Annotated in this window: 17 protein-coding genes; 8 read left to right on the top strand and 9 right to left on the bottom strand. The window is 34.2% G+C overall.

Features of this window, described 5'->3' with window-relative positions:
- Positions 1-25 precede the first annotated feature (25 nt).
- A complete protein-coding gene (gene hemH, locus CIGNP85_RS01425) occupies positions 26-961 on the top strand; it encodes a ferrochelatase (protein WP_086286698.1) in 936 nt (311 codons plus the stop codon).
- A gap of 2 nt (positions 962-963) precedes the next feature.
- Here hemH and CIGNP85_RS01430 read toward each other — a convergent pair whose 3' ends face one another.
- The 8 genes from CIGNP85_RS01430 to CIGNP85_RS01465 form a co-directional block, all read right to left on the bottom strand.
- Positions 964-2,052 carry a CinA family protein gene (locus tag CIGNP85_RS01430; protein WP_086286699.1) on the bottom strand — a complete coding sequence of 363 codons (1,089 nt, stop codon included), beginning with the start codon at positions 2,050-2,052 and terminating at the stop codon, positions 964-966.
- A gap of 10 nt (positions 2,053-2,062) precedes the next feature.
- On the bottom strand, positions 2,063-2,656 hold the full coding sequence (locus CIGNP85_RS01435) for a hypothetical protein (protein WP_086227787.1): 594 nt from the start codon (positions 2,654-2,656) through the stop codon (positions 2,063-2,065).
- A gap of 85 nt (positions 2,657-2,741) precedes the next feature.
- Entirely contained in the window at positions 2,742-3,836 is a 1,095-nt protein-coding gene (locus tag CIGNP85_RS08595; protein WP_086224102.1) for a methyl-accepting chemotaxis protein, read from the bottom strand.
- 212 nt (positions 3,837-4,048) lie between these two features.
- Positions 4,049-4,279, bottom strand: a complete 231-nt coding sequence (locus CIGNP85_RS01445; RefSeq protein WP_086224103.1) for a YdcH family protein — start codon at positions 4,277-4,279, stop codon at positions 4,049-4,051.
- Between the two features lie 62 nt (positions 4,280-4,341).
- Positions 4,342-5,529 carry a bifunctional glutamate N-acetyltransferase/amino-acid acetyltransferase ArgJ gene (gene argJ, locus CIGNP85_RS01450; protein ID WP_086238575.1) on the bottom strand — a complete coding sequence of 396 codons (1,188 nt, stop codon included), beginning with the start codon at positions 5,527-5,529 and terminating at the stop codon, positions 4,342-4,344.
- Positions 5,522-6,652, bottom strand: coding sequence for a potassium channel family protein (locus CIGNP85_RS01455; RefSeq protein WP_086226492.1), 1,131 nt, complete (start codon positions 6,650-6,652; stop codon positions 5,522-5,524). The genes argJ and CIGNP85_RS01455 overlap by 8 nt, the downstream gene beginning before the upstream one ends.
- A 20-nt stretch (positions 6,653-6,672) precedes the next feature.
- On the bottom strand, positions 6,673-6,864 hold the full coding sequence (gene rpmB / locus CIGNP85_RS01460) for a 50S ribosomal protein L28 (protein ID WP_086224106.1): 192 nt from the start codon (positions 6,862-6,864) through the stop codon (positions 6,673-6,675).
- A 79-nt stretch (positions 6,865-6,943) separates the two neighbouring features.
- Positions 6,944-7,717, bottom strand: a complete 774-nt coding sequence (locus tag CIGNP85_RS01465) for a MetQ/NlpA family ABC transporter substrate-binding protein (RefSeq protein ID WP_086286700.1) — start codon at positions 7,715-7,717, stop codon at positions 6,944-6,946.
- Positions 7,718-7,796: 79 nt separating this feature from the next.
- Here CIGNP85_RS01465 and thiD point away from each other — a divergent pair, with 79 nt between their 5' ends.
- Positions 7,797-8,579, top strand: coding sequence for a bifunctional hydroxymethylpyrimidine kinase/phosphomethylpyrimidine kinase (thiD, locus tag CIGNP85_RS01470; RefSeq protein ID WP_086286701.1), 783 nt, complete (start codon positions 7,797-7,799; stop codon positions 8,577-8,579).
- A gap of 217 nt (positions 8,580-8,796) precedes the next feature.
- Here thiD and fumC read toward each other — a convergent pair whose 3' ends face one another.
- A complete protein-coding gene (gene fumC, locus CIGNP85_RS01475; protein ID WP_086286702.1) occupies positions 8,797-10,194 on the bottom strand; it encodes a class II fumarate hydratase in 1,398 nt (465 codons plus the stop codon).
- Positions 10,195-10,329: 135 nt separating this feature from the next.
- On the opposite strand from fumC, the gene CIGNP85_RS01480 reads away from it, so the two are divergent.
- The 6 genes from CIGNP85_RS01480 to CIGNP85_RS01505 all read left to right on the top strand — a co-directional run bounded on the left by CIGNP85_RS01480 (position 10,330) and on the right by CIGNP85_RS01505 (position 18,317).
- Entirely contained in the window at positions 10,330-12,948 is a 2,619-nt protein-coding gene (locus CIGNP85_RS01480; protein ID WP_086286703.1) for a valine--tRNA ligase, read from the top strand.
- 69 nt (positions 12,949-13,017) lie between these two features.
- Positions 13,018-13,986 (top strand): methionine ABC transporter ATP-binding protein, encoded by a 969-nt coding sequence (locus CIGNP85_RS01485; protein WP_086243028.1) that lies wholly within the window; start codon positions 13,018-13,020, stop codon positions 13,984-13,986.
- Positions 13,983-14,624, top strand: coding sequence for a methionine ABC transporter permease (locus tag CIGNP85_RS01490; RefSeq protein ID WP_086243029.1), 642 nt, complete (start codon positions 13,983-13,985; stop codon positions 14,622-14,624). The genes CIGNP85_RS01485 and CIGNP85_RS01490 overlap by 4 nt, the downstream gene beginning before the upstream one ends.
- A gap of 54 nt (positions 14,625-14,678) precedes the next feature.
- Positions 14,679-14,906: a hypothetical protein gene (locus CIGNP85_RS01495; RefSeq protein WP_086224115.1), complete on the top strand. Its 228-nt coding sequence runs from the start codon at positions 14,679-14,681 to the stop codon at positions 14,904-14,906.
- 534 nt (positions 14,907-15,440) lie between these two features.
- Positions 15,441-16,592: a hydrogenase small subunit gene (locus tag CIGNP85_RS01500; protein WP_086253088.1), complete on the top strand. Its 1,152-nt coding sequence runs from the start codon at positions 15,441-15,443 to the stop codon at positions 16,590-16,592.
- Between the two features lie 3 nt (positions 16,593-16,595).
- On the top strand, positions 16,596-18,317 hold the full coding sequence (locus tag CIGNP85_RS01505; protein WP_086286704.1) for a nickel-dependent hydrogenase large subunit: 1,722 nt from the start codon (positions 16,596-16,598) through the stop codon (positions 18,315-18,317).
- Positions 18,318-18,323 lie beyond the last annotated feature (6 nt).

Here is an 18,323-nt window from a genome sequence, read left to right on the forward strand (position 1 = left end):
GTCAAATTTAGCCAAAAGGTAAAAAATGAAAAGAGTAGTTATACTGCTAAATATGGGCGGAGTAGATAATCTAAGTCAAGTTAGGGTATTTTTAACTAATATGTTTAATGATCCATATATTTTAGGAATTAAAAATAGATATTTAAGAGCTTTTGTAGCGTGGATTATAACAATGATGAGATTAAAGCCAGCCACTCAAAACTATATTCAACTAGGAGGCAAGTCCGCTTTAGGCGATATAACACGCTCTTTGGTAGCTAAACTAAATACCAAATTTGGCTTTGATAATCTAATCTTTGATTATGCTATGAACTATACACCGCCATTTGCGTCTGATACTCTTGCAAAATATAAAGACGCTGATGAAATAATACTTTTTCCACTATATCCTCATCATTCAGTTACTACAATTACATCAAGCTTAGATTCTGCTAAAAAGGCTATAGATGAGCTCGAAATTGGCGCTAAAATAAGTATTATAGATTATTTTTATAATAATGATAAATTTAATGATATTATTATTGCTGATATTATTAAAAGCCTTGGAGATACTAATGCTAGGCAGATTGATTTGATATTTTCAGCTCACTCTCTTCCGCAAAAAGTAATTGATAAAGGCGATTTATATGAGCGTCATCTAAAAGATCATTTAGAGATTTTAAAATCCAAATTAAATATTGCTAAATTAGAGTTTAATAGCATAAGTTTAGCCTATCAATCTCGTCTTGGCCCAGTAAAGTGGCTAGGACCAAATTTAAGCGAAGTACTTCCAAATTTACCAAGTAAAAAAGCATTAATATATCCAATTAGCTTTTGTATTGATAATTCCGAGACAGATTTTGAATTAGTAGTAGAATATAAGCATATTGCTGATGAGAGTAAATTTGAGTTTTATAAGGTTGTAAAGGCTCCAAATGATAGCGATGAATTTGCTCAATTCATCGCTAAAAGCGTCATTTAGCTCTATTTACAAAGTTCAGGATATTGGCGAAGTAGTAAAGTAAAAGCATGTAGAACACTTTGTGTTCTTATATAGTTGCGATCGCCACTTAAAAGCAGTCTTAGTGAGGCTACATTATTTGCAGATGCAACTGCTATAAATACTGTACCTACTGGCTTTTGCGTGCTTCCGCCATCTGGGCCAGCTATTCCGCTAATAGCTATAGCATAATCAGCCACTCCTAATCCTAGCGCTCCGCTAGCCATAGCCTCAGCACACTGTGCGCTAACAGCACCAAAATTATCTAAAATATCTTTATCAACACCTATCCAGCTATTTTTAATCTCATTAGAGTATGTTACTAGCGAACCACTAAAGGCTACGCTCACGCCTGGTATATTGCCAAGTGCTGCAGCACACATTCCTGCGGTACAAGATTCTGCAAAGGTTATCTTTTTATCATTTTGAATGAGCTTTTTAGCTGTAAATTCGATAATATCATCAGCTGGAATTATTTTACCAATAAATAAATTAGCAACGCTATCAATGAAGCTATCGATATGTCCATATCTACTAGTGCTAACTTTGACTTTGGTTAGGCCATCAATTATTGTAGTTAGAGTAATATTTACATTATAGCTAGCAGTGAGTGGCTCAAGTAAAATTTGTGCGCTCTCTTTGTCAATATCGATAATATGAAAGATTTTAGATTGTTGATCATCTTGAGTTAAAATCTCAGGTAGCTCTTTGATTGGTTCGGCTTTGATTAAATTTATTTGAGAGTTATTTAGGGATATTAAAAAACTATTTTTACTAAATTTAATCACTTGAGACGGCATAAGTGTTTCAAATTTAAGCTCAATCGTATCAGTTGTAAGTGTAGCTAAAATCTTACTAAGCGTATTAAATCCATTTTCATTAGCACAAATAGTAATATTATCATACTCTTTGGTAAAATTTTCTATATAAAATGGTAGTTCCTTATCATTGTTTTGAATGTAATAAACTGAAGCAAGAGTACCAAATTTTTCTTTATAAGATGTAAAAAAATAGTCTAAAAATGGGCGATTTATCTGCAAATCCTCGCCCAGGATTATGATTAAATTTTTCATATTTAAGCCTTTAGTAATTAAGTGTAAATTTAGTATAAAAACTATTTGTACTTTGAGTATTATAAAATGACAAATCTAGATATAAATTCTTATAAATTTTAGTATTTATATAGTAATTTGTATTATATTGCTTGGTCTCATCTTGATAAAGCATAGCTCCGATTTTTGTGTTTTTAAGCAGCTTAGCACTAAGGTTTGTAGAGTGCATATAGGCTGTTGGAATATCAAGCGAGTCATCATAGGTGGTATTTAGGGAGTTTGTTAGTTTAAAAATATCTAAATTTAAATCATGTGATGCAGTATAAATACCATAAAAGTTATAATTTTTTGTATGAGTATTTACAGCTTGAAATATATTTATACTAAAATCCCTAGTTGTCCAGTGGTCAAATTTAATCGCTTCTATATTGATTAAATCAATACTATTTAAAATCTGGGTATTACCATGAAGCTCTTTATAATGTGATGTTAGTAGCTTACAAGTTTGAATATCAAATGAGCCTTTTGATAACTTTGATGCTAGATTGACTGGAGTATTCTTCTGTGCAGCCTCAAAACCATTTAGCATCAAGCAAAGCAAAGAAACTAAAATAATTAGCCTCAAATTTGATCCTTAATTTTTGTAATTTTACCAAGTTTTAAATTTGATTTTGATTAAAAGAGTAGAGTGAGAGCCAAAGCTCTCAGGTTTATTGCATCGATTTTGCTTTAGCAAGCACCATCGAATCAAATATTTCAAACAATCTAATAGAATATTCTTCAGAAGTTTTAAATTCTTTAATGATTACTGGAGAGTTGTTTAAGAAATCTTTACTTGCAAGGTCGATTGCAGAATTGACATATTTATGCACCATACTATGCGGTTCAAGAATTTGATTAAACTCAGCAGTATCACCAAATATAGCTTTACCACTATCTTCACACCATTTACCAAGACGGCACATTGTATGGTCTGGCATCTGTTCGAAGTTTTTAGTGTAAATTTGATTATAGCCATTTGTTTTAAATAGCATATGATCGATCTTAACAAGGCTTGTAAAGATATCATAAGAGATAAGTTTTGCGTTATGTTCTATATCTTTAGTATTGTTTACTAATAGATCAAATTTAGCGATAAAGCCTTCAATATGTTTATTTGATTCAATTGAGATAGTCTCAACTTCTTCACTTTGAGCAAACATATCGCTAGCATTTTGTTTTAATAGATTGATATTCATCTCTACTTCTGCAGTTGCTTTTTGAGTTCTTTCAGCTAGTTTCCTAACCTCATCAGCAACAACGGCAAATCCTCTACCATGCTCACCAGCACGAGCCGCCTCAATAGCAGCATTAAGCGCTAGAAGGTTTGTTTGATCTGAGATATCTTTGATTAGATTTATTACATTAGTAATCTCATCAACACTTTTGTGTAGGTTTTCAGCTGCTGTGCGAGTTTTGTTGCTTGAGCTTGTGATCTCATTTAGAGAATCTATCAATTTGTTGCTAGAATGGCTTAATTCGGCAATGTTATTTAGATTGAAATCAATTTTATCTATAGATGCACGAGATAGCTCCAGATTTTTCTCTATACCTGATTGGATATTTCTTGAATTTGCTTTTACGCCTTCAATCATATTTTGAGCTATTTCGGTTATTATTTCGCACTGTTTTAGATTGGTTTGAGAAGCCATAAGCCCTTGTAACTCAGCTCGAAGCTTGCTATTTTCAGCATTTCTTGCTTCTAGCTCTTTTTTTAGAGCGACGATTTGTTCTTCATATTGAGCGATTTTTTTTGAACCAAACATATTTTTCCTTTTAATTTTTTAACTCTTTAAACTTGTTAAAGCCATAAGCTATTTAATTATAGAGCTATTAGAACTATGGTATATTGTATAATAAAAATATTTAAATTTCGATAAAATATAAAAAAGAATTATTATTATAATAAACTGATAAAGTATATTTTTTATTAATGATTGTCAATCGAGGTAAATTTGGGCAAAAAGCCCAAATTTACTTAGCTATTTGCTTTAGATTTTTTATATTCCATTAAGATATGGTAAGCTTCATCTTTTAGTCTTAATTTCTCTTTTTTAAGAGTTTCTAACTCAAATTGATCCATATGTTCACGACCTTCTTCTGCATCTAGAATTCTTTGGTCTAGTTCATTGTGTTTGTTAAATACAGCATCAAAATGTGCATTTTTACCTTTTAATTCTGTAATTAAATCTCTATATTCGTGTAGCATTTATACTCCTTTTAAATTTAAAATCTCGACATTATACAAAAAAGATACTTAAACCAAGCCAATTATGATCTATAATCGGCATTGATTTTAACATAAGTATGCCCTAGATCGCATCCATATGCAGTAAATTTACCATTTGCAATACCTAAATCACAAATGATACGATAACTATCCTTTTTCATTACTGTGTGCGCTTTTTGCTCTCTTGCTTCATCTAGCTCAGGGTGATCTTTATCATATACTAGTACATCATCATAGTATATAGCTAATTTAGTGCTATCGCATTCTATGCCGCTAGCGCCGATTGTGGAGGCTATCCTACCCCAGTTTGGATCCTCTCCAAAAATAGCTGTTTTGACTAAAAGCGAATTTGAGAGTGCCTTAGCTGCTTTGCTAGCTTCATCATCGCTAGCAGCACCTTTTACTTCAAAGGCGACAACTTTGGTGCTTCCTTCACCATCTTTGACTAAATTTAGAGCCATTTCTAATGTGATTTTATCTAAGGCAAATTTAAAAGCTTCTTTATCATATACGCCACTTTTGCCTGAACTAAGTAGCATTAGTGTATCATTAGTACTAGTATCTCCATCTACGCTTACAGCATCAAAGCTATATTTTGTCGTCTCTTTTAGTAGTTCATCCATATCGCTTTGCGGTATAGCTGCATCAGTAAGAATAAAGCAAAGCATAGTGGCAAATGCTGGATTTATCATACCTGCACCTTTGCAAATGGCTGCAATATTAAAGCTTTTGCCATTTTCAAGCTCAACTCTAAAAGCTATCTCTTTTTTAAAGCTATCAGTAGTCATAATTGCCCTTGCTACAGAGTCACTGCTTTTTTGATTAAGATCAAATTTATAAAATCCAGATCTGATTTTTTCTTGATTTAATCTATATCCAATCACTCCAGTAGAGCTCATAATTGGATTTATTAGTGGGGTTTTTTGATTTAAAATCTTAAAAAGTTCATCAATATCATCTACGCCACTTTGCCCTGTCATTGCATTGGCATTTTTTGAATTTAGTAGTAAGAAATTTGATTTAAATCCTTTTTCATAACGTTTAAAATGGACAATAGGTGCAGCTTGAAATTTATTTGATGTAAATTTAGCTGAAATCATAAATGGCTCATCGGCTCTGATAAATCCAAGGTCGTTATCACCATTTGGTTTAAGCCCAGTGCTAACGCCACCAAAGAAAAATCCATCTACATTTTCAAGGCCGTTTTTAAGACTGATTAGGTTAAACATATTTTAGCTCCTCTGGTTTATATTTGCTAAAAATTAGCCGTTTTGTTGCTCTGATGCTCTCAGCAGTTCCAATTACTAATAGCTTTGAGCTAGTGCCAATTAAAGTATCGCCATTTGGCATTGGATTGAACTTACCATTTTGGTCTGTGATACCGACGATATCAGCATTTGTAAGTTTTCTTAAATGAGTCTCTTTTATTCTTTTAAATCTCATCCATGAAGCCTCTGGGACTCTAATCTCCTCCATATCTATAGGAGAATCTTTTTTGTATAAAAATTGCTCTAGGATGTTTTCCATATCAGGGCGTACGCTCATAGCTGAGATTCTTTGAGCGACTAGCTTTGATGGGCTTACTACTGAGTCTGCGCCTAGTTTTATTAGCTTTTGGGTGTCATTATCATTATCTGAGTTAGTCATAATAAAATATGGTTTAATCCTACCAAGCTCTTTTTCGTATAATCTAACTGTAGCAATAAGGGCGATATTATCGGCTATGTGCGGGCTTAGAGTGATTAGGCCTTTAGCGCTAGAGAGGTGTGATTTTAAGATAGCTGATTGGGTATGAGGTTCATCTATTATATAGTATGGATATTTATATGTTTCAGCTATTTGAGCTAAATCTTCTCTGCTATCAATAACTACAAATGGAATGTGGTTTTCTCTAAATTGCCTTGAAAGCTCGATAGTATAGAGATTATGATAGCAGATTACGAAGTGATTTTTAAGTCTTGCGATCTTATATATCATGCTTCTTTCCTTTAAAATCCTAGTTAAGACACCTTTTTTAATAATCTCGATAACAAGACCCATAGAAAATGTAAATAAACAAAATCCTATAAGTATAAAAACGATGGTAAAAAGACGTCCAGTGGTAGTGATTTGTGAGACTTCGGTAAATCCAACAGTTGTAAATGTCATTCCGGCTTGATATATCGCATCTATTAGTGTAAAACCGCTAGTAATCATATATCCTAATGTACCAAATAACATCATTAGTACGACAAATATTAATGGAAGTCGGAAGGCTTTTAACTGTTGATAAAGTTCAGTATTTAGATCATATTCGGGTTTGGACTCATCGGTCCAGTGGAGGAACTTTTTAATCTTTTTAATCAAAGACATAAATTCCTCTTTTTAAATGGTTATTTTGATTGTTTTTTCATTGTTCTTAATGTAGAAGCTGCAACTCTGATTTTTCTAGTTGTTCCATCTTCTAATGTTACACGCACTGTGCGAAGGTTTGGCATAAATCTTCTTTTTGTTCTGTTGTTAGCGTGGCTTACATTGTTTCCAACCATAGGGCCTTTGCCTGTAATTGCACATCTTTTTGACATTTTATATCCTTAATTTATAAAAATTTGGGGTTAATTATATCTAAAATAACCCCAAAATTAGCTTAAAAATGAATTTAAATTAGAAAGCTGGAACTATAGAGCCTTTATATTTTTCAGTTATGAAATCCTTAATAGCTTGAGTTTGCAATGCTTTATTAAGAGCTTTTATACCATCTTTATTTTGATTTCCATCTTTTACAACTACAATATTTACATATGGACTATCTTTAGATTCGATTACTAGAGCATCTTTTGTAGGGTTTAAGTTTGCATTCATTGCAAAATTTGTGTTAATAACTGCAATATCTACATCATCTAAAGTGCGTGGCAAAGTAGCTGCTTCTATCTCTTTAAATTTGAGATTTTTAGGGTTTTTAGTAATATCTAAAGGAGTGCGTAGCTTTACATTTGTATCAACTTCTATTAATTTAGCAGATACTAGTACATCAAGCGCACGGCTTTCGTTTGTAGGGTCATTTGGAATGCTTACAATAGCGCCATTTTTTAGCTCGTTTAGAGATTTTATCTTTTTGCTATAAACACCCATTGGTTCTAAATGAACGCCTATAGTTTTTACTAGGTGAGTGCCTTTATTTTTATTAAATTCGTCTAAATATGGTATATGCTGGAAAAAATTAGCATCTAAATCACCATCTTCAACTGCAATATTTGGGATTACATAGTCGTTAAATACTTTTATCTCCAAATTTATACCTGATTTTTTTAACTCTGGAGCTATAAATTCAAGTATTTCAGCATGAGGAACCGGAGTGGCGCCAACTTTTAGAGTTGTAGCAAGTGCAGAGCTTACAAGGCTTGCAGCAACAAGGCTTAAAGCTAGTAGTTTTTTCATTGTTTTATCCTTAAATGTTAAATTTGACTTGCTATTATACAAAACTGATTATAAATTTCAGTTAATATAAAGGAAAAATATGAAAAAAGTACTATCTATAGCAGGTTCAGATCCATCAGGCGGGGCAGGGATTCAAGCTGATATAAAAACAATTACAGCTCATAAGCACTACGCAATGGCAGTAATAGTCTCGCTAACTGCACAAAATACTACAGCAGTTAGTGGAGTTTTAAACTGTTCGCCTGAGTTTGTAGAGGCACAAATAGATTCAGTTTTAAGTGATATAACTCCAGATGCAATAAAATTAGGAATGCTCTCAAATGCAGATATTATGCGTTCAGTTGCTAAAATGCTTAAAAAATATAACTGTACAAATATAATTTTAGACCCTGTGATGGTGGCAACAACTGGAGGAAGATTAATGGATGAGAGTGCTCTAGAAGTTTATACTAAAGAGCTTTTTAATCTTGCAAGTGTAGTAACGCCAAATTTACCTGAAGCAAGTGCATTAAGCTGTATGGAGATAAACAATATGGATGATATGAAAGCTGCAGCTATTAAAATTAGTAATTATGGCTGCAAAAGTGTATTAATAAAGGGTGGTCATTTAAGAGAAGATGCTGCAGTTGATTTGCTCTATGAAAATGGCGAATTTAGCCAATTTTGTGTTCCTAAAGTAGATACTAATAATACTCATGGTACAGGTTGCACTCTATCTTCAGCTATTGCGTGTAATATCGCTAGTGGGTTAAGTATTAATCAATCAGTAAAAAATGCTAAAGAGTATGTAACAAACGCACTCAAAAGCGGTCTGGTTATTGGTCATGGAAATGGGCCAATTAATCATTGTTGGAGCTTGTAGTAAATTTAAATATAGATTTTATATCTTCTTTAAATCTTTTAGAGTTAATTTTAATAGATGGTATTTTTACTTAGGATTACTTTGTATTGATTGCTGCTTTATGAATTAAAATAAATTTAAAAGATCTGTTTGGAAGTTGCAAGCAACTTCCTTGCAATGACATATAGGGTAGTAAATTCATAACTAATTTTATGTCATTGCAAAATTAAATCCACCTCTATTTCTTAGGAGCGGTCATATCTTCAGGTTTTACCCACTCATCAAACTGAGCAGCTGTCAAAAGACCTAAATTTATAGCTTCTTCTTTTAAGGTTGTGCCATTTTTGTGAGCTGTTTTAGCTATTTTAGCAGCATTTTCATATCCAATATGTGGATTTAGCGCAGTTACAAGCATAAGGCTTTCGTGAAGAAGTTTATCGATTTTAGCTTCATTTGCGGTGATTCCAATAGCGCAATGGTCATTAAAGCTAACCATAGAATCGCTTAACAATCTAATGCTCTCTAAAATATTGTGAGCAATTACAGGTTTAAATACATTTAACTCAAAATTACCTTGAGATGCGCCCATTGCTACGCTTACATGATTGCCTGCTACTTGAACTGCTACCATGGTCACGGCCTCACATTGAGTAGGATTGACTTTACCTGGCATAATAGAGCTTCCTGGCTCGTTTTCAGGGATATTTATCTCGCCAATACCGCATCTTGGGCCACTTGCTAACCATCTTATATCATTTGCGATTTTCATTAAATTTGCCCCAAGACCATTTAAAGCACCACTTAAAAATACTTCAGCATCGTGGCTTGTAAGGCCGTGAAATTTATTTGGATGAGATTTAAATTTAAACTCAGTTTTAGTTATCTCATTTAAAACTTCACTCACCATAGGACTGAAATCTGGATGGCTATTTAGCCCTGTTCCTACGGCTGTTCCACCAATAGCAAGCTCTTCTAAAAATGGCATAGTAGCTAGAATTTGATCTTTACTAGCTTTTAACATGTGAGCATATCCACTAAACTCTTGACCTAAGGTTAAAGGCGTAGCATCTTGTAGGTGAGTTCTACCGATTTTAACGATATTAGCAAACTCTTTGCTCTTTGCTTCAAGTGTAGCCAAAAGCTTATCAATAGCTGGGAAAAGCTGTTTTTGAAGTTCTAAAACAAAAGCAATTCTCATAGCTGTCGGATAAGTATCATTTGAGCTTTGACCTTTATTTACATCATCATTTGGATGAATTAGTTTTTTACTTCTAAAATCCTCACCCAAAATCTCAGTAGAGCGGTTAGCGATAACTTCGTTTAAATTCATATTTGATTGAGTTCCGCTACCTGTTTGCCATACTACAAGCGGGAAATTGCCATCTAATTTACCGGCTAATACCTCATCGCAAGCTTGAGAAATAGCCTTTGTTTTAGCATCATCTAAGCGACCAAGTTTGTTATTTACGATAGCGCAAGCCTTTTTAAGATAGGCAAAACCCTCTATAACTTCACTTGGCATTGTGCCTTTGCCGATTTTGAAATTTTCTAAACTTCTCTCAGTTTGAGCTCCCCAATACTTGTCATTAGGCACCTTGATCTCACCCATTGTGTCTTTTTCAATGCGAAAATCCATCTTAATCCTTTCATAATTTAAAATTTTAAAGTTGCTATTATCCATTAAAATGGCTTATAGCTTCATAAATTTTATTATTTATTTATATAAATTTAGCTAAAATCGCACATTTTTATCTTTCACTAAAGGCAAAAAATGGCTGAATTTTATGATCCAAAAACAATAGAAGAGAAATTTTATAAAATCTGCGAAGAGCGTGGATATTTCGAGATTGATGGGAATAAAAATATTCAAGAAGATAATAAAACTTTTTGTATCATGATGCCACCGCCAAATGTCACAGGAGTCTTACATATAGGGCATGCGCTTACCTTTACTTTACAAGATATAATTACAAGATATAAAAGGATGGATGGTTATAAAACCCTTTGGCAGCCAGGACTTGACCACGCCGGGATAGCTACTCAAAATGTAGTTGAAAAGCAACTTCTAGCTAGTGGGATTACAAAAGAGCAAATCGGTAGAGAAGAATTCCTTAAAAAAACCTGGGAATGGAAAGAAAAAAGCGGCGGTCAAATCGTCTATCAAATGCGTCGCCTTGGGATAACGCCTGCTTGGAGTAGAGAGAGATTTACTATGGATGAAGGGCTTAAAAATGCTGTGAGAAAAGCCTTTGTAAGCTTGTATAATAAAGGGCTTATAATCCGTGGAAATTATATGGTAAATTGGTGTACGCACGATGGGGCTTTAAGCGATGTAGAGGTCGAGCATAAAGCAAATAAAGGCAAATTATACTATCTTAAATATTTCTTAGCTGATGATCCATCTAAATTTATAGTGGTGGCTACTACTAGACCTGAGACATACTTTGGTGATACTGCTGTAATGGTAAATCCAAATGATGAAAGATATAGAAATTTAATAGGCAAAGAGCTGATTTTACCACTAATTGAGCGTAAAATCAAAATTATAGCCGATAATCATGTAGATATGAGCTTTGGTACTGGCGTAGTCAAAGTAACTCCGGCGCACGATACAAACGACTATGAAGTAGGCAAAAGGCATAATTTGGAGTTTATAACAATTTTTGATGAAAAGGGAATTTTAAATGATTATTGTGCTAAATTCAAAGGCTTAGAAAGACTTGAAGCTAGAGATATGGTAGTAGCCGAGCTAGAAAGCAAGGGCTTTGTAGAAAAAATCGAAGACTATGAAAATCAAGTTGGGTATTGCTATCGCTGTAAAAATGTAGTTGAGCCATATATCTCTAAACAATGGTTTGTAAAATCTGCTATCGCCGATGAAGCTATCAAAAGCGTAAATGAAGGCGGAGCAAAATTCTACCCATCACATTGGATAAATAGCTTTAATGCTTGGATGAGAGAATTAAAAGATTGGTGTATAAGCCGTCAATTATGGTGGGGGCATCGAATTCCGGTATTTTACTGCGAATGCGGACATGAGTGGGCTGATGAAGATGAAAAACCACTCAAATGCCCAAAATGTGGTGGAGATAAATTCACCCAAGACCCCGATGTGCTTGATACTTGGTTTTCTAGTGGGCTTTGGCCTTTTAGCACGCTTGGCTGGGGAAATGGTAATGCGCTTAAAAATGAGAAGTGGCTTGAGAGTGATTTAAGCGAATTTTATCCAAATTCCATGCTAATTACTGGATTTGATATACTATTTTTTTGGGTAGCTAGAATGATGTTTCAAAGCAACAATGCCTTAGGAGAGCTACCTTTTAAAGATATATATCTACACGCTCTTGTCAAAGACAAAGATGGTAAAAAAATGAGCAAGTCAAGTGGAAATATAATAGACCCGCTAGATATGATCGATGAGTATTCAGCCGATATACTTCGCTTTACGCTAACTATCTTATGCGCTCAAGGTCGTGATGTCAGAATGAGCGATGAGCAGATGGTTTTAAGCCGAAATTTCACCAATAAATTATATAACGCTACTAAATTCTTGCGTATGAATGTAGATAAATTCAGCGATCTTGATGAAAATACCGTGCATACAGAACTTGGCAAATATATACTAAATCGCTTTAAAATCGCTATAAACGAAACAAGAAAAGCACTTGATAGCTATAGATTCAATGACGCAGCAGATAGGGTGTATAAATTCCTATGGGATGAGTTTTGTGATTGGGGGATTGAGCTATCAAAAGCCGATAAAAGCGCAATTAGCGAGCTTGGCTCTATTTTCAAAGAGAGTATGAAATTACTAAGCCCATTTATGCCTTTTATCAGCGAGTATCTATATCACGAATTAAGTGGCACAAATTTAGAAAATTCTACCTCCATAATGATTTCTAAATACCCAAAAGCTAGCAAAATAGATGAAGCTATCATATCCAAATTTGAGCTAATAATCGAAGCCATAATAAGCATTCGCCGTGCTAAATCGACGATAGACCAAGGCAACGCCAAAATCTCAAAAGCCTTTATAAAGTTAAATAGCAATCTTGATATCGCTAGCTACCTAAACTTTATCAAACTACTTGCTAAATGTGAAAATGTAGAGATAACAAAAGATATTATCCCTAATTCTGCTAGAGATGTGAGCGAGAATTTAGAGAGCTTTATACCGCTTGCTGGCGTGGATACAACGGCTATTATAGCACGACTAAACTCACAAAAATCAAAGCTTGAAAAAGAGATAGCTAAGCTTGAAAATATGCTAAATAATGAAAAATTCGTAGCCAACGCCCCTGAAAGTGTGCTTAAAACCAATCAAGAGGGCCTAGCCACAGCAAAAGCTAAATTAGCAAAAGTAACAAACGAATTAGGCAATTTAACATAAATAAAATTTGGCAAAATCTATAAAGTATGATGATATAAATTTCAAAAATGTAGGCCAAAAGGATAAGAGTTGATACGCATAAAAAACCTAAAAAAATATTATGATAAACATCTTACTATAAATGATGTTAGTTGCGAGATAAAGCCTGGTGAAATTTTTGCTATTGTTGGTCACAGCGGAGCCGGAAAAAGCACGCTTTTACGCTGCATTAATGGGCTGGAAGATTATCAAGATGGCAGTCTAAAAGTATTTGATAAAGAAATTTCGCAACTAAATGAGCAAGGTCTAAGAGAGTTAAGAAAAGATATAGGTATGATCTTTCAACACTTTGCCTTAATGAGCAGAAAGACCGTATTTGAAAATGTTGCTATGCCATTAGTTATGTGGAAGTGGAATAAAAATGATATTAAAGATAGGGTTGAGGAGTTGCTAAAACTAGTCGGCCTAGAATCAAAAGCAAATAGCTATCCAAGCCAGTTAAGTGGTGGTCAAAAACAAAGAGTAGCCATAGCCAGAGCCTTAGCACTAAAACCAAAAATCCTACTAAGCGATGAGGCTACTAGCGCACTAGACCCAAATACTACAAAGCAAATTCTATCTTTGCTTGCTAAAATCAATCAAACTTTAGGTATTACTATAGTTATTGTTACTCACGAGATGGATGTGGTAAAAAGCATAGCAAATAGAGCTATCTTGCTTGAAGGTGGAGTTATAACCAACTCTGGAAGTATTGTTGAGCTATTTTTAAATCCAAATGAAAATATGAAAAAATTCCTTGGTGAAGAGGAAATTTTGCCTAATGATGGAGTAAATATTAAGATATTTTTTCCACCTGATGTAGCTATGCATAGTATAATAACACATATGGCAAGAGAGTTAAATATTGATTTTAACATAGTTTGGGGCAAGCTTGAAAAGCTTGGAGATAAGGTTTTAGGTAGTTTAGTTATCAATGTAGAGCCAAAAGATGAGCTAAAAGTAGAGGAATTTATCAAAAACAAAGGCGCACTATATGAGATTATAAAGGAGATAAAATGATAGCAAAATTACTACTTGAAGCAACACTTGATACTTTATATATGACATTTGTATCTACATTTTTAGCCTTTATAATTGGACTTGGATTAGCTATTATTTTGGTTATAACTAATAAAAATGGCCTAAAACCAAATAAAGCAATATACAATGCATTGGATATTATAGTAAATACGCTTAGAAGTTTTCCATTTATTATTCTTATAATTGTCTTGTTTCCATTAACTAAATTTATAGTTGGTACCAGTATTGGCACGACAGCAGCCATAGTCCCGCTCACTATCGGCTCAGCGCCATTTATCGCTAGATTAATCGAAAATGCGATGAATGAAGTAGATAGTAGCATTATAGAAGCAGCATTAAGCTATGGAGCCACCAAAACGCAGATAATATTTAAGGTTATATTTATAGAAGCGTTGCCAAGCATTATAAATGCTATCACACTTACGCTTATAGTTGTGATCGGATTTACCGCTATGGCGGGCGCCGTTGGCGGTGGTGGCCTTGGCGATGTAGCTATGAGATATGGATTTCAAAGATTTCGCCCAGATATTATGGCATATACGGTAATTATCTTGATAGTAATGGTTCAAATAATCCAAAGTAGCGGAAATTTTTTATATAAAATCACCAAAAAATAATAAAATTTATATTTTAGTCGATTATACTTATGACTAAATTTTAAGGAGTTAAAAATGTTAGCAGGTATGAGTGGAAGTGCAGAGGCTAGTTTAGTAGCTAGCACAATGGTGCTAAAAAAGTCAATCGATGTCGAACAAAATATGATGGCAAAACTGTTTGGTCAAACAGCAGATATCAATATGCAAACTCCAAACATAGAAGCACCTACAAGAATAACTAATCCTACACAATTTATTCAAAATGAGGCTTTAAAGCTTGGCAAGCTAGATATTTATGCTTGAATTTATCCAAATTAAAGAGGGTTATGCTCTCTTTAATTTTTAAATAACTTTCTTTTATATTATTTTTTAGATTTATGTGTGCTAATTATAATAATAATTTTGATGACCTATGTTTAGTAAGTATGAAATTAATAATATTTGGCTTTAGATATTTACAGTGATTTGTTTTTTGTTTTATGCAGTCTTACAAATGTGATGAAAAATAGCCTAATAATTATAACAGTGCTAATGATCTTATGCATATGTATTGTTAATTTTATTAATATATAAAATTTAAATAGTGAATTTAAGACTTCAATTTAACTGGGATAAAGTTTGTATTATTAACTTTTTGTTTTTTAAATTTGCAATAAAAACTGCCTATTTGGCTCTAAATTTGTAGCAAAATAGCCGATTTTAGCCCATTTGTATTAATTTAACTTTAAAATTAAAATTTAATTTTGATTTATCAAATTTATTAAGTTAAATGATAGTAAAATAACAGGTAAAGAATTTATTTTAAGATAAATTTAATCTCAATTAAAGGGGAAATTTATGGTAGATAATCATAATATAACCACCATACAAAATAGGCTATCAGAGTTAGCCAAACTTCCAAAAATGAAAGCAAATAGCTCTATTATGGATGTTTTAAACGAACACGGCTTTACTCGTAGAGATTTTATGAAATGGGCTGGAGCGATGACTGCTCTTATGGCCTTGCCGGCTAGTTTTGCACCTATGGTAGCTCAAGCAGCTGAGCTTAGCGATAGATTGCCTGTGATTTGGCTCCATATGGCTGAATGTACCGGCTGTAGCGAGAGTCTTTTAAGAAGTGATGCACCTACAATTGATAGCTTAATATTTGATTATATCAGTTTAGAGTATCATGAAACAGTTATGGCGGCTTCTGGTTGGCAAGCTGAAGAGAATTTAGAACAAGCTATACAAAAGTATAAAGGCAAATATGTCTTAATGGTAGAGGGTGGAATTCCAGATGGTGATAGCGCTTTTTATCTAACGGTAGGCCCAAAAGGCACAACAGGTAGAGAACATGCTATCCACGCTAGTGATAATGCTCTTGCTATTTTTGCTATCGGGACTTGCTCTAGCTTTGGTGGTATTCAAGCTGCAGCCCCAAACCCTACAAACGCAAAACCACTTCACAAAATCACCAATAAACCAGTAATCAATGTCCCAGGCTGTCCGCCGAGTGAGAAAAATATAGTCGGTAATGTCTTAAATTTCTTACTATTTGGCACACTTCCAGCGCTTGATGTCTATAATAGACCAAAATGGGCTTATGGGCTTAGAATTCACGATCTTTGCGAGAGAAGAGGGCATTTTGATGCGGGTGAGTTTGTCCAAGAATTTGGCGATGAAGGTGCTAAAAATGGCTATTGCTTATACAAAGTCGGCTGTAAAGGGCCATATACCTTTAATAACTGCTCTAGAGAGAGATTTAATCAACACACTAGTTGGCCTATCCAAGCAGGCCATGGCTGTATCGGTTGCTCTGAGCCTGATTTTTGGGATCAGATGGGGCCATTTGAGGTGCCACTAGGCGATAGATTATATCATACTGTATTTGATGGGCTTGGGGCGGATGCTATAAGCGATAAAATCGGTATAGGTGTATTAGCAATCACAGGTGTAGCTGTCGCAGCTCACGCACTTATCGCTACTGCAACAAAAGAGAAGGAGTAAAATATGAGCGAACAAAGAATAGTAGTAGATCCTATTACAAGAATTGAAGGCCATCTTCGTGTAGAAGTAATCGTAGATGAAAATAATGTAGTTAAAGAGGCTTATAGCGGCTCAACTCTTTGGCGTGGTATTGAGGTAATTGTAAAAGGTAGAGATCCTAGAGATGCTGGATTTATGACACAAAGAATTTGTGGTGTATGTACATTTTCGCACTATAGAGCAGGAATTGAAGCTGTAGAAAATGCTCTTGGTATCGTCCCACCACTTAATGCCAAACTCACTAGAACACTTATGAATGCGGCTCTGTTTTTACATGATCATCCGGTGCATTTCTATCAACTTCATGCGCTTGATTTTGTAGATGTGGTGAGTGCTTTGAGTGCTGATCCAAAAAAGGCTAGCGAAGAGGCATTTAAATACTGTGATACTCCATATGCTTGTGGTGCAGATCAGTTAAAATTAGTTCAAGATAAAGTAAAAAAATTCGTAGAAAAAGGCAACCTTGGGCCATTTGCTAATGCTTATTGGGGTCACTCTACTTATAAATTTAGCCCAGAGCAAAATCTAATAGCCCTTAGCCACTATTTAGAGTGTTTAAGACTTCAAAGAACAATAGCTCAAGCTATGGCGGTATTTGGTGCTAAGCAGCCCCACCCTCAAAGCCTAACTGTCGGTGGCGTAACTTGTATAATGGATCTACAAGACCCAGCAAGACTAGGTGAATATATGGTGAAATTCCAAGAGATGGCTGATTTTATTAATCGTGCCTATTGGCCGGATTTGGTGATGGCGGCTAAGGCTTATGCTAATGAACCAAGTGTGGTAAATGATGTAGGAACTCCAAATTTATTAACATATCAAGATTTCCAAATTGGTGCTAATGAGTATCTATTTGATGGTGGTTATATCTTAAATGGTGATATATCTAAGGTATTTGAAGTAGATGAGAGCAAAATCACCGAAGAAGCGACTCGCTCATGGTATAAAAACGACGCTCCACTTCACCCTTATGATGGTGATACTACGCCAAATTACACAGGATTTAAAGATGCTAAAACTCTAAATGCTAAGGGCGAAATGGAAGATTCTAAAGTCTTTGATTTAGATGGTAAATATAGCTGGATTAAAGCCCCAAGATATGATAGCTTGCCTATGCAAGTTGGCCCACTAGCAAATATAGTTATAAATTATGTAAAAGGCAATAAAAATGTAGTGCCAGTGGTGGATAAATTCCTAGCTGAAACAGGGCTTCCTGTGAGTGCTGTGCTATCAACTTTGGGTAGAACTGCTTGTAGGATGATTGAAGCAAAAATTATCGCTGATAATACTTTAAGGGCTTTTAATAATCTAATTGAGAATTTAAAAATCGATGATAGCACTTGCGCTAAATATCAAATAGATAGCAAAAAAGAGTATAAAGGTAGATTTATTGGTAATGTGCCTCGTGGTATGCTAAGCCACTGGTGTAGGATTAAAAATGGAGTGATTGAGAATTGGCAAGCTGTCGTTCCATCTACTTGGAATGCTAGCCCAAAAGATGCTAAAGGTCAAATGGGTAGCTATGAGGCTTGTTTGATTGGACTCAAAATCGCTGATTTAAAACAGCCTTTAGAGATAATACGCAAAATTCACTCTTATGATCCTTGTATAGCGTGTGCTGTCCATGTGATGGATACAAAAGGCAATGAGTTAAGTAGCTATAAAGTTAATCCGAATTTAATCTAAGGAGCA

The sequence above is a fragment of the Campylobacter sp. P0085 genome, from assembly GCF_002139495.1.
Lineage (GTDB): Bacteria > Campylobacterota > Campylobacteria > Campylobacterales > Campylobacteraceae > Campylobacter > Campylobacter devanensis.

Coding starts and splice junctions, on each gene's coding strand:
- CIGNP85_RS01455 (WP_086226492.1), bottom strand. CDS start 6,652: ATGTCTTTGATTAAAAAGATTAAAAAGTTCCTCCACTGGACCGATGAG.
- CIGNP85_RS01480 (WP_086286703.1), top strand. CDS start 10,330: ATGGCTGAATTTTATGATCCAAAAACAATAGAAGAGAAATTTTATAAA.
- CIGNP85_RS08595 (WP_086224102.1), bottom strand. CDS start 3,836: ATGTTTGGTTCAAAAAAAATCGCTCAATATGAAGAACAAATCGTCGCT.
- CIGNP85_RS01445 (WP_086224103.1), bottom strand. CDS start 4,279: ATGCTACACGAATATAGAGATTTAATTACAGAATTAAAAGGTAAAAAT.
- CIGNP85_RS01505 (WP_086286704.1), top strand. CDS start 16,596: ATGAGCGAACAAAGAATAGTAGTAGATCCTATTACAAGAATTGAAGGC.
- CIGNP85_RS01490 (WP_086243029.1), top strand. CDS start 13,983: ATGATAGCAAAATTACTACTTGAAGCAACACTTGATACTTTATATATG.
- hemH (WP_086286698.1), top strand. CDS start 26: ATGAAAAGAGTAGTTATACTGCTAAATATGGGCGGAGTAGATAATCTA.
- argJ (WP_086238575.1), bottom strand. CDS start 5,529: ATGTTTAACCTAATCAGTCTTAAAAACGGCCTTGAAAATGTAGATGGA.
- rpmB (WP_086224106.1), bottom strand. CDS start 6,864: ATGTCAAAAAGATGTGCAATTACAGGCAAAGGCCCTATGGTTGGAAAC.
- CIGNP85_RS01500 (WP_086253088.1), top strand. CDS start 15,441: ATGGTAGATAATCATAATATAACCACCATACAAAATAGGCTATCAGAG.
- CIGNP85_RS01465 (WP_086286700.1), bottom strand. CDS start 7,717: ATGAAAAAACTACTAGCTTTAAGCCTTGTTGCTGCAAGCCTTGTAAGC.
- CIGNP85_RS01430 (WP_086286699.1), bottom strand. CDS start 2,052: ATGAAAAATTTAATCATAATCCTGGGCGAGGATTTGCAGATAAATCGC.
- thiD (WP_086286701.1), top strand. CDS start 7,797: ATGAAAAAAGTACTATCTATAGCAGGTTCAGATCCATCAGGCGGGGCA.
- fumC (WP_086286702.1), bottom strand. CDS start 10,194: ATGGATTTTCGCATTGAAAAAGACACAATGGGTGAGATCAAGGTGCCT.
- CIGNP85_RS01495 (WP_086224115.1), top strand. CDS start 14,679: ATGTTAGCAGGTATGAGTGGAAGTGCAGAGGCTAGTTTAGTAGCTAGC.